The 11,070-nt window shown below is 63.5% G+C and carries 7 protein-coding genes; 5 read left to right on the top strand and 2 right to left on the bottom strand.

What is annotated here, in order from left to right; all coding sequences use genetic code 11:
• The first annotated feature begins 488 nt into the window (after window positions 1-488).
• The 3 genes from hrpB (at window position 489) to ASE60_RS19005 (ending at window position 4,955) form a co-directional block, all read left to right on the top strand.
• Window positions 489-2,948: an ATP-dependent helicase HrpB gene (gene hrpB, locus ASE60_RS19015; RefSeq protein ID WP_057252082.1), complete on the top strand. Its 2,460-nt coding sequence runs from the start codon at window positions 489-491 to the stop codon at window positions 2,946-2,948.
• Between the two features lie 34 nt (window positions 2,949-2,982).
• Window positions 2,983-4,290, top strand: a complete 1,308-nt coding sequence (locus ASE60_RS19010) for an ActS/PrrB/RegB family redox-sensitive histidine kinase (protein ID WP_057252081.1) — start codon at window positions 2,983-2,985, stop codon at window positions 4,288-4,290.
• Window positions 4,291-4,370: 80 nt separating this feature from the next.
• On the top strand, window positions 4,371-4,955 hold the full coding sequence (locus tag ASE60_RS19005) for an ActR/PrrA/RegA family redox response regulator transcription factor (RefSeq protein WP_057252080.1): 585 nt from the start codon (window positions 4,371-4,373) through the stop codon (window positions 4,953-4,955).
• 5 nt (window positions 4,956-4,960) lie between these two features.
• Here ASE60_RS19005 and ASE60_RS19000 read toward each other — a convergent pair whose 3' ends face one another.
• Window positions 4,961-5,494 (bottom strand): MmcB family DNA repair protein, encoded by a 534-nt coding sequence (locus ASE60_RS19000; RefSeq protein WP_057252079.1) that lies wholly within the window; start codon window positions 5,492-5,494, stop codon window positions 4,961-4,963.
• 184 nt (window positions 5,495-5,678) lie between these two features.
• Between ASE60_RS19000 and ASE60_RS18995 the strand changes: the two genes are divergently transcribed.
• Both ASE60_RS18995 and ASE60_RS18990 read left to right on the top strand, forming a co-directional pair.
• A complete protein-coding gene (locus ASE60_RS18995) occupies window positions 5,679-6,368 on the top strand; it encodes a L,D-transpeptidase (protein WP_057252078.1) in 690 nt (229 codons plus the stop codon).
• A gap of 274 nt (window positions 6,369-6,642) precedes the next feature.
• The gene (locus tag ASE60_RS18990; RefSeq protein WP_057252077.1) at window positions 6,643-8,577 is read left to right on the top strand and encodes a methyl-accepting chemotaxis protein; all 1,935 of its coding nucleotides are present in this window, start codon (window positions 6,643-6,645) and stop codon (window positions 8,575-8,577) included.
• Window positions 8,578-8,676: 99 nt separating this feature from the next.
• Here the strand turns inward: ASE60_RS18990 and ASE60_RS18985 are convergent, their stop codons facing one another.
• On the bottom strand, window positions 8,677-10,866 hold the full coding sequence (locus tag ASE60_RS18985) for a malate synthase G (protein ID WP_057252076.1): 2,190 nt from the start codon (window positions 10,864-10,866) through the stop codon (window positions 8,677-8,679).
• Window positions 10,867-11,070 lie beyond the last annotated feature (204 nt).

Below are 11,070 nucleotides of genomic sequence, written 5' to 3'. Positions count from 1 at the left end.
CCTCACAGACGTCAACAGCGATCTTCAAAAAAACTTCAAAAAAGAACAAGCCATTGAATCTAAATGACTATTTCGACTGTTGATAAACTCGCTCGATTTTGAGGAGCGGAAACCTCCGGAATCGCACCGCGAATCTTTGATCAAACGGTCAAATTCCTTCCGGATCGCTCACGACATCAAATATCGTCGTTTTGCCTCGGAACGATGCGAGCGCTGCCTTAGCTGAAGGACGTCTCGTTCCCCTATATAGCGAGCACTCAGCCAGCCCTGGATTCCAGCCGCAGATCTATGCGAACTTACTCTTCGCAGAGCACACAAATGGGCGGTGCCTTGCCCTTCCATGGCCTCTTACCGTACTTGCGTGATGTTCGCCGTGCCCGACACAATGACCATATGGCCGGTATATCGATCATTCTTGTGCGCTACGCTCCGCCCGATCCGGACGGCAGAGCGTCACACCACATCGAAAACGGGGCGGAGGCCCAGACGTGACGACACATCTTCCTGCCCTGCCGGTTCGCGAGGTCCTGCCTCAATTGGCGCACGCACTCGCCGCAGGGCCGTCGGCAGTGCTCTCGGCTCCGCCCGGCGCCGGCAAGACGACGCTCGTTCCGCTCTTCCTGCTCGAGCAGGACTGGGCGAAGGGCGGCAAGATCATTCTGCTTGAACCACGGCGGCTGGCGGCACGAGCTGCCGCCGGACGCATGGCGGAGCTTCTCGGCGAGAAGGTCGGCGAAACCGTCGGCTATCGCATGCGTCTCGACAACCGCATCTCTGCCAGGACGCGCATCGAAGTCGTGACCGAAGGCGTGTTCGCTCGCATGATCCTCGACGACCCGGAACTTAAGGGCGTCGCGGCCGTGCTGTTCGACGAATTCCACGAGCGTTCGCTTGACGCGGACTTCGGCCTCGCGCTGGCAGTCGACGTACAGGCGGCGCTGCGCGACGACCTCAAGATCATCGTCATGTCGGCGACGCTCGATGTCGAACGGGTCTCAGGCCTGCTCGGCGGCGCGCCTATCATAGAGAGCCAGGGCCGCAGCTATCCGATCGACATCCGCTACCAGGATCGCGGCGGGGAGAGTGTCGAGGATGCCATGGTGCGCGCCATTGCTGAAGCGCACCGCACGGAAGACGGCTCCGTCCTCGCCTTCCTGCCCGGCCAGGCCGAGATCGCCCGTGTCGCCGCGCGGCTCCAGGACCGCTTCGATGCAAACACGGCCATTGTGCCGCTCTACGGCAACCTGACCCAGAAGGAGCAGGATGCGGCGATCCGCCCGGCGCCCAAGGGCACGCGCAAGATCGTGCTTGCCACCTCGATCGCCGAGACCTCGATCACCATCGACGGCGTGCGCATCATCGTCGACAGCGGCCTGCAGCGGCTGCCGGTCTTTGAAGCCGCGACCGGGATCACCCGGCTGGAGACGGTGCGGGTCTCGCGCGCCTCTGCCGATCAACGCGCCGGCCGCGCGGGACGGACGGAACCCGGCATCGCGATCCGCCTCTGGCACAGCGGCCAGACCGCAGCACTTGCCGCCTTCACGCCACCGCAGATTCTTGCGAGCGACCTTTCCGCCCTGCTGCTCGACTGTGCCCACTGGGGCGTCAGCGATCCAACCACCCTCGCCTTCATCGACTCACCGCCCGAAACGACGCTGACCGAGGCCAGGAAATTACTGGCATCGCTCGGCGCGCTCGACCAAGCCGGCGCGTTGACGGCGAAAGGTCGCAAGATCCGCGATCTGGCGTTACCGCCGCGTCTCGCCGCAATGGCGGTTGCCGCCGCCGAAGAGGGCCAGGCTGAAGCCGCGTGTCTGCTCGCGGTCATGCTCACCGAACAGGGCCTCGGCGGTACCAGCATCGATCTCGAAGATCGGCTGCGCCGCTTCCGCCAGGAGCGTGGCGACCGCGCCGAGGCCTCGCGCAATCTGGCGCGCCGCATGGCGGCGGAGCTGAAGGGCGCGCCGAAATCGAACGAACCGTTCCAGCCGGGCGCGCTGCTGATGCATGCCTTCCCCGATCGCATCGCGCTTCAGCGCGGCGGCCGCGGCCGGTTCGTGATGGCGAACGGACGCGGCGCGGAGATCCCGGAGACGGAGCGGCTTGCGGCCGCGCCGATGCTTGTCATCGCTGACCTCACGGGACGGGCCGGCGGTCAGCGGGTGCTGGCGGCCGCCGAACTGTCGCGGGCCGAGGTCGAAGAGCATATGCCCGAAGCGATTACCCGCGAAGACCAGAGCTTCTTCGACAGGCAAAGCCGGCAGGTGCGCGCGCGCCGCGTGACCAGGCTCGGCGCGATCATCTTCGAGGAGGCGCCGCTTGCCAGGCCAACCGGCGAAGCTGCCGCGCGCGCGCTTGCCGACGGCGTGCGCCAGCTCGGCCTCGCCGTCTTGCCGTTTTCGAAAGAGGCGATGCAGATGCGCGACCGCATCGGCTTCCTCAACCGCTCGATCGGCGAGCCCTGGCCGGATGTCTCCGATCAGGCGCTGCTCGATCGTCTCGACGACTGGTTCGTGCCTTTCCAGCATGGCGTCACAGCCATTGCCGACATCAAGGCGTCCAACCTCTCGGACGGCCTGCTCTCCCTCATTCCGCACGAGCGGCAACGGGAACTCGGCAGACTCGCCCCGACGCATTTCGAGGCGCCGACCGGGCAAAGGCACCCAATTCACTACGACGGCGACGAGCCGCTTCTGTCGATCCGCGTGCAGGAGCTCTTCGGCCTGAAGATCCACCCGGCGATCGGCGACGGCCGCCTGCCGCTGCTGCTAGAACTGATCTCGCCGGGCCATCGCCCGATCCAGACGACGCGGGACCTGCCCGGTTTCTGGGCGGGCTCGTGGCGGGATGTGCGGGCGGACATGCGCGGACGCTACCCGAAACACCCTTGGCCCGAAGATCCGGCCGATGCGGCGCCGACGACACGGGCAAAGCCGCGTGGTACATGAGACGAAACCTCCGATGACTGGAATGCAGGCACGAATGACCACAGTTGCGCTCGAACACAACAACGACCAGACCAGTAACCGCAACCTGCGCCTGCAGACGCTCGTCCGGCTGCGCTGGCTTGCCGTCGGCGGCCAGTCGATCGCCGTCCTCACCACCGCCTTCTGGCTGCAGTTTCCGCTGCCGCTGATTTCCTGCCTGGTGCTGATCGCGAGCCTGGCGCTGGTCAACTCCTATGTGACGCTGCGCTATCCGCCGACCCACCGGCTGCAGCCGCCGGCCGCTTTCGCGCTGCTTGGCCTCGATCTCGCGCAGATCACCGGGCTCTTGTTCATCACCGGCGGACTTACCAATCCCTTCGCACCGCTTCTCTGCGTCCCCGTCATCATCTCTTCGGCATCGCAGCCGAAATCGCACAGCATCATCCTTGCCGGCCTTGCGGTGATCGCGATCACAGCACTTGCCTTCTCGCCTTTTCCACTGCCCTGGTATCCGGGCACGGTTCTCCTGATGCCGCGGGTTTTGACCGCCGGCATCTGGTTTGCGATCGTCTCGATGACCGCCTTTGCCGCCTTCTACACCTACCGCGTCTCCCTGGAAGCGAGCGAACTGTCGGAGGCTCTGACGGCGACAGAACTCGTGCTGCAGCGGGAAAAGCACCTGTCGCAACTCGATGGACTGGCGGCAGCGGCCGCTCACGAACTCGGCACGCCGCTGGCGACCATCAGTGTCGTCGCCAAGGAGATGGAGCGCGAGCTTGGTAACGATCCACGCTTCGGCGAGGACGTGCATCTGCTGCGCAGCCAGAGCGAACGCTGCCGCGATATCCTGAAGCGGCTGACGACGCTCTCCTCCGAAAGCGAGGAGCACATGCGGATGCTGCCGCTGTCGTCGCTGATCGAAGAGGTGATGGCGCCGCACCGCGAGTTCGGCATCCACATCAATCTCGTCGAGAAAGGTGACCGCGCCACCGAGCCGGTCGGCAACCGCAATGCCGGCATCCTTTATGGGCTCGGCAACCTGCTCGAAAATGCTGTCGACTATGCCAAGAAGGAAGTTGCCGTGACGGTCGAGCACACCGCGGACCGCGTGAAAGTGACGATCGAGGACGATGGCGACGGCTTCGCCCCGGATATCCTGCAGCGCATCGGCGAGCCCTATGTGACGCGGCGGCAGAAGGACGACAGCGCCGGTGGCCTCGGGCTCGGCCTCTTCATCGCCAAGACCCTGCTTGAACGTTCGGGCGCGCGCCTGCGCTTCGAAAATGGCGGACCCGACAGGCCAGGCGCCCGGGTCAGCGTCGAATGGCCGCGCGCCCTGATGGATACGAAACTGGCGAAATGACATTTCGCAGTTTATTGAACGAGACCAGAAGAAACCTATAATCTCGGCGAAAGCGCAGGTTTTCGCTCAAGGATTCCAGAATGACCGACAAATCGACAGCTTCGCCCAGCACACCCGCACAGGACGCCGAACTGATCGGACCGGACCGCACCCTGCTGCTCGTCGACGACGACGCACCCTTCCTCAGGCGCCTTGCCCGCGCCATGGAAGCCCGCGGCTTTTCAGTCGACATTGCCGAATCAGTGGCTGAAGGCATTGCCAAGGCCAAGGGCAACCCGCCGAAATATGCCGTCATCGACCTTCGGCTCGGTGATGGCAGCGGTCTCGACGTGATCGAGGCGATCCGCGGACGGCGCGATGACACGCGCATGATCATGCTGACCGGCTACGGCAATATTGCCACCGCCGTAAACGCCGTGAAGCTCGGCGCCGTCGACTATCTTGCCAAGCCGGCCGATGCAGACGACATCTTTGCGGCGCTCGTTCAGCGCCAGGGCGAGCGCGTCGAGCCGCCGGAAAACCCGATGTCGGCCGATCGGGTTCGCTGGGAACACATCCAGCGTGTCTATGAGATGTGCGAGCGCAATGTTTCGGAAACGGCGCGCCGCCTCAACATGCATCGCCGGACGCTGCAACGCATTCTTGCAAAGCGCGCGCCGAAGTAACGGCGTCAGCCGCCGCTGTCGCGGTTGCCCGTGAGGATGTCGCCGATCTGATCGCCGAGTTCGCCGTTGCGCTCGGCTGCCCACTCCGCAAGCATCAGGCGCTGCGCCGCCGTGCGGGCAAAGAGCTGCAAGACCGATTTGCGCGTCGCCGGCGGCAGTTTGTGTTCGGGCGCCTCGCGAACGATGTGCCCTTCATAACCATCCGAAAGCAGCAAGCCGCATTCCTCGGGGAAGATATCGAGCGGCACGCCGGCATGGGTTGCGAAGAACAGCCGGTCGCAATGCTGCCGGTAATCCGGCCATTTGCGGTCGACGCGAAAGTCCTCGATCGAGGTCTTGATCTCGACAATCCAGATTTCGCCCTTGACCGACAGCGAGATCAGGTCGGCGCGCCTCCCGCTCGCCAGCGTCAGTTCAGGCAGGACGGAATGGCGCAGTTCAGCGAAAAGCCGCTGCACGCCGCGACGCACCATCATCGCGCGATTCGACTGTCGGCCGTCGATCAGCGGGTTGTCGTCATGGATGGAGAGGATGGTCATGCGCCCGGTGTCCCTTTGGGCCGGTCATTTTGTTGCAAAAAAACAAGGGTCATGGAATTTGCACTTTCCAGCCAAATTGTAGCCGCGCAATCTCTTGCATAGCACAGACTAATCGAAAATAACCGTAGTCACTGACGGTCGCGGCGACCCAGTTTTTACTTCGCTTCTTTTTTAAGAGACTCCCATGCGCTTCCGCAATGCCTTCCTCTTGTGCGGCCTCGCGGCGACACTCGCTGTTGCCGGCTGCTCGACGACATCGTCCAAGCCCGAAACGGCTGCGAACGAACCCGCTCCCGTAGCGCAAACGGTCGCTACGAATCAGATTTTCAACGGCGATTATGGCGCAGTTGAGGATCACGGTTACGCGCTGCCCGCCATTCCGATCAACAAGGTCGATACCCGGTTCCATCGCCAGATCGTCGACTACACCACCAGCGAGCGCCCTGGAACGATCGTCGTCAACACGCCGAATCGTTTCCTCTATTACGTGCTGCCCGGCGGCAAGGCCGTTCGTTACGGCATCGGCGTCGGCAAGGCCGGCTTTGCATGGGAAGGCGAAGCCTACATTGCCTGGAAGCAGGAATGGCCGATGTGGCATCCGCCGAAGGAAATGGCCGAGCGCAAGCCGGAAGTCGCCAAGTATGTCGAGGAAGGCATGGGTCCCGGCCTCAAGAACCCGCTCGGCGCCCGCGCACTCTATCTCTTCAACGACCAGGGCAAGGACACGCTGTTCCGCCTGCACGGTACGCCGGAATGGTCGTCGATCGGCACCGCCGCTTCGTCCGGCTGCATCCGCCTGATCAACCAGGACATCATCGATCTCTATTCGCGCGTTCGCCCCGGCAAGAACGCCCGCGTCGTCGTCCAGCAGTAACCGGGCTGCATCAGCCATCCGAAGCCGCCGACACCAGTCGGCGGCTTTTTTTACGTCGTTACTCAACCACCATTTGCCGGTGATGCGATGCTGCAACGGAGCGCTTCAACCACGCACAGTTGCCGTTCGAAAACACCCTCAAATCAGGGTCGCGAAAACCGGCTGCGTGACGCGGAAAAGTTCAAATTCGACTTAAATTCAGCCGCTTATTAAGTAAGCGTTATCTAAACAAACGAAAGAGTGTGCCCAGAAATTCCGCTCGGGAGGGACTGGCATGCTGATCAAGACCAAGCTTATCGGCGCGATTGCGCTTCTGTCATCCATAGCCATCGGCATCGCCATTTACAGTCAGAGCACGCTGTCGGAAACCGGCGACATGATGGATGCGGTCTATGCCGATCGCATCGTGCCGCTAAAGAACCTCAAGGCGACTTCCGATGCCTTTGCAGTCTCGATCGTCGATGCTGCACACAAGGTCCGCAACGGCAACGAAACGATGGAGAGCGGGCTTGCCTCGGTCAATGCCGCGCGAGAGACGATCAAGACCAACTGGGATGCCTATGCGGCAACCTCGATGACCGATGAGGAACGACGGCTCGTCGACAATGCGCGGAGCCAGATGGTCGTTGCGATGGATTCGATCATGGCGCTGACGCAAATTCTCTCAGCCAAGGACGAGAAGGCACTCGATGCCTTCGTGCGCGACAAGCTCTATGCGACAATCGATCCGCTGACGGCGACGATCTCCGAGATCTCGGACCTGCAGGTCGAACTTTCCGGCACGGCCTTTGAAGCCAAGCATCGCGAGTTCGAAACGGTGCAGACGCTCAGCATTGCCATCATCGTTCTCGTCATGGCGCTTGCCGGCGGCACCTTCCTTGTGGTGCTGCGCGGCGTCGTCGGACCGCTCGGGCGCCAGATCGCCGCCATGCGCCGGCTGATCGACGGCCACGTCGAAGATGCCGACGAGCCGGTAAACGGCAAGGACGAGATCGCCGACATGGCCCGTGCCATCCAGTCCTTCCGGGAGGCCGCGCGATCGAATCTGCGGCTGCAGGCGGAGGCCGAGGAGACTCGCCGCACCGGCGAGGCCGAGCGCGTTCGCGTGCAGAGACAGGCGGAACAGGACGCACAGCAGCGGCTGACGCAAGCGACCGCCGGTCTTGCCGCCGGGCTGCAGCGGCTTGCCAATGGCGATCTCGCCGTTCGGCTGCACGAGCCCTTCGCCGCCGAGTTCGAACAGCTGCGGCATGACCTCAACAAGGCCGCCGGACAGTTGAACGACGCGCTGCTGGCTGTCGCCGACAGCGCCGGCAACATCGGCATGGGCACGCGCGAGATCAGCCAGAGCGCCGACGATCTCTCCAAGCGGACCGAACAGCAGGCCGCGGCGCTCGAGGAGACAGCCGCCGCGCTCGACCAGATCACCGCCAATGTCAGCAACTCTTCGAGACGGACGGAGGAGGCGCGCGACGTCGCCGGCGAGGCGAAGACCAGCGCGGCCCAGTCGGCCGTCGTCGTCGCCAATGCCGTCGAGGCGATGCGGCGGATCGAAGAATCCTCCAGCCAGATATCCAGCATCATCGGCGTCATCGACGAGATCGCCTTCCAGACGAACCTCCTGGCGCTGAACGCCGGCGTCGAGGCGGCGCGGGCCGGCGAAGCGGGCAAAGGCTTTGCCGTGGTCGCCCAGGAAGTGCGCGAACTTGCCCAGCGCTCGGCCAAGGCCGCGAAGGAAATCAAGGATCTCATCCGCACATCGAGCCAGGAGGTCGAAAACGGCGTGCGCCTGGTGCGCGACACCGGCGAAGCGCTGCAAACGATCGAGGCGCATGTAATCACCATCAACGAACATATGGCTGCGATCGCCACGTCCGCCCGGGAACAGTCCGTGGGCTTGAGCGAGGTCAACACGGCCGTCAACCAAATGGATCAGGTGACGCAGAGGAACGCGGCGATGGTCGAGGAAGCCAATGCCGCCTCCGCCACCCTGGCGCAGGAAGGTACCAACCTGCGTAACCTGATCGGACGCTTCATCCTCGCCGGCGAGACGCAGGCAAAGGGCGGATCGAGGCCTCCTGCCCCGGCAGCCGCTGCAACCGCAGTCCGCGACCAGGGGCGGACTGTTGCCCAGGCAGCCCGGCGACCAGCCGTCTATGCAACACAGGGCAACGCCGCACTCGCCACAGACGGCTGGGCCGAATTTTAGGCCACCGGCGGAGACGACTGGCGGGCGCATGGAGGCTGGGACCGCGCTTGAAAAAACAGAGCCGTGCGTTCAGACGAACACACGGCCCTGCACCAATATTCAGACGTCAGGGATGAATCGGGCGGCGTTCAGCGCCTTCAGCTCCAGCCGACGGCGGTGGAGGACTGGCTCGGTGTAGCCGTTCGGCTGCTCGCGACCCTTGAGAACCAGGTCGAGGGCCGCCTGGAAGGCGATCGAGCCGTCGAAATTGCCGGCGATCGCGACATAGAGCGGATCGTCGGCGTTCTGTCCGTCGACGACGGCGGCCATGCGCTTCATCGTGTCGACGACCTGGGCTTCGGTGACGACGCCGTGGTGCAGCCAGTTGGCCATGTGCTGGGCGGAGATGCGCAGCGTCGCGCGGTCTTCCATCAGGCCGACATTGTTGATGTCGGGCACCTTCGAGCAGCCGACGCCCTGGTCGACCCAGCGCACGACGTAGCCCAGGATCCCTTGAGCGTTGTTGTCGAGTTCGCGCTGGATCTCCTCCGGCGTCCAGTTCGGCCGGACCGCAACCGGCACCGACAGAATGTCGGAGAGCTTGGCGCGGGTGCGGCTCTTCAGGCTTGCCTGGACCTCGGCGACATTGACGCGGTGGTAATGCGTCGCATGCAACGTCGCGGCCGTCGGCGACGGAACCCAGGCGGTGTTGGCGCCGGCCTTCGGGTGGGCGATCTTCTGCTCGAGCATCGCTGCCATCAGATCGGGCATGGCCCACATGCCCTTGCCGATCTGGGCGTGGCCGGAAAGGCCGCACTCGAGGCCGATATCGACGTTCCAGTTTTCGTACGCGCCGATCCAGGCGGCCTGCTTCATGTCGCCCTTGCGGATCATCGGGCCGGCTTCCATCGAGGTATGGATCTCGTCGCCGGTGCGATCGAGGAAGCCGGTGTTGATGAAGACGACGCGCTCGCGGGCAGCGCGGATGCATTCCTTGAGGTTGACCGTGGTGCGGCGCTCCTCGTCCATGATGCCCATCTTCATGGTGTTGGCTGGCATGCCGAGCGCCTTTTCGACGCGCGTGAAGATCTCGCAGGCAAAGGCGACTTCTTCCGGTCCGTGCATCTTCGGCTTGACGACATACATCGATCCCTCGCGGGAGTTCATGCGGCGGCCGCCGTTGCCGATATCGTGCAGGGCAATCAGCGCGGTGACCATGGCGTCCATGATACCCTCGGGCACTTCCTTGCCGTCGCGGTCGAGGATAGCCGGATTCGTCATGAGGTGTCCGACATTGCGGACCAGCATCAGCGACCGGCCGGGGAGCGACAGCGTGCCGCCTGAAGCGGCCTGATAGGTGCGGTCGGCATTGAGGCGGCGGGTGAAGGTCTTGCCGCCCTTGGCGACTTCTTCTTCGAGGTCGCCCTTCATCAGGCCGAGCCAGTTGCCGTAGACGACGACCTTGTCTTCGGCATCGACGGCCGCGACCGAATCTTCGCAATCCATGATCGTGGTGATCGCCGATTCGAGGATGACGTCCGAGATACCGGCCGGGTCCTCCTTGCCGATCGGCGTGGAGGCGTCGAGGACGACGATCGCATGCAGATTATTGTGCCGGAGAACGATCTCCGACCGCGTGCCTTCGGCGCCGGAATAGCCGGCGAATTGAGCGGCGTTGCGCAGCGTCGTGTTCGAGCCGTCCTTAAGGCCAATCTCCAGCGCGCCACCCGCAACCTTGAGCGAGGTGACGTCGGCCCAGTTACCCTTCGCCAGCGGGGCGCTGGCATCGAGGAAGTCGCGTGCCCAGGCGATGACCTTGGCGCCGCGCTTTGGATTGTAACCGCGGCCCTTCTCGGCGCCATCGGCGTCCGAAATCGCATCCGTGCCGTAGAGCGCGTCATAGAGCGAGCCCCAGCGCGCATTGGCAGCGTTGAGCGCATAGCGCGCATTCATGACCGGGACGACGAGCTGCGGACCGGCGATCGTCGCGATTTCCGGATCAACATTGGCGGTCGAAACGCTGAAGTCGCCACCTTCCGACAGCAGGTAGCCGATATCGCGGAGAAAGGCCTGGTAGGTCTCGATGTCGCTGGGGGCGCCGTTCTGCCTGTACCAGGCGTCGAGTTTGGCCTGCAGCTCGTCGCGCTTGGCGAGCAGCGCCCGGTTCTTCGGCGCCAGATCGTGCACGAGGGCGGAAAGCTGCTCGAAGAAATGTTCTGCATCGATGCCGGTGCCCGGCATCGCCTCTTCCACCAGGAAGCGATGGAGACCCGCATCTATCTTCAACCCAAACTTCTCAATGCGGTCCATCTGCCAACTCCTTGAAATAGACGTAAGGAGCGTCACCGATCCGGACGGATGCGATGAGAACGCCCCAACATGTTGATCTTGCGCCTGTAGCCGATCGCGGACCAGCCCATGCGCAACGCGCGCGTGAAACGGCCGCAGTTTCTCACCAATTCATTCCCTGTCAATTCTGCAAGGATGCGAAGAATTGTTTCCGAAATGGAAAAG

Origin of the sequence: Ensifer sp. Root278 (assembly GCF_001429285.1) — a bacterium.
GTDB lineage: Bacteria > Pseudomonadota > Alphaproteobacteria > Rhizobiales > Rhizobiaceae > Ensifer.
This window is presented reverse-complemented; position numbering and strand designations above follow the sequence as displayed.